This window comes from Methylobacterium sp. J-067 (genome assembly GCF_022829465.1).
Lineage (GTDB): Bacteria > Pseudomonadota > Alphaproteobacteria > Rhizobiales > Beijerinckiaceae > Methylobacterium > Methylobacterium litchii.
Genome location: NZ_JAKSXZ010000012.1, coordinates 1 through 693 on the forward strand (window position 1 = coordinate 1; position 693 = coordinate 693).

Here is a 693-nt window from a genome sequence, read left to right on the forward strand (position 1 = left end):
GTTCTTGGCGCCGTCCTTGACGTCGCCGACGGTCTTCTGCGTCTCGCCCTTCAGCTCCTGCGCCTTGCCCTCGGCCACGAGCTTGTCGTTGCCGGTCACGTTGCCCACGCCCTGCTTGACGTTGCCGACGGCCTCGTTGGCCAGGCCCTTGAGCTTGTCGGTGGTGCTGCTCATCGTGTGCGCTCCTGCTTGGTGAGGATGGCCGGAGGCTCCGGCCGGGGGGATGACCCCCGCCCTGCGGCGGGGGTCGGTGGAAGGGGTTCAGACGCGGCGGGCGTCGTAGGTCGAGAGCAGCGTCGCGGGCTTCGGGGCGCCGAGGCGACCGCCGAGGAACGCGGCCAGCGCGCCGAGGACCAGGGCGATGGCGGCGTAGAAGGCGCCCTGTGTGGCGGCCGACTTCGCCGTGACGGCAGCGGCCTCGGCCTTCTGCTTGGCGGTGGCGACGGCCTGATCGTACTGCTTCTCGTAGTCGTTGATCTGGGCCTTGGCCTGATCGGGGGAGATGCCCTGCGCCTTGGCCAGCGCGTCGGCGGCGCGGTTCTTGGCCTGCTCCTTCTGGGCCGGATCACCGGTCAGCACGGCGCGCACGGCCGCCACGGCGGCGTCCTTGGCGGCCTGCGGGTCCTGGCCGGCGGCCTGCTGGCGGACCGTCTGCTCGATGCCGTCGATGGGGTTCGAGATCTTCGACAGCGA

At 71.3% G+C, this 693-nt stretch carries 1 protein-coding gene and 1 pseudogene; both read right to left on the minus strand.

Going from position 1 to position 693, the window contains the following annotated elements; all coding sequences use genetic code 11:
* The coding region (locus tag MKK52_RS00190; protein ID WP_243951734.1) for a CsbD family protein at positions 1-174 on the minus strand (174 nt) is incomplete at its 3' end.
* Between the two features lie 87 nt (positions 175-261).
* Positions 262-693 (minus strand): annotated as a pseudogene (locus MKK52_RS00195) (PhnA-like protein); the annotation flags it as partial.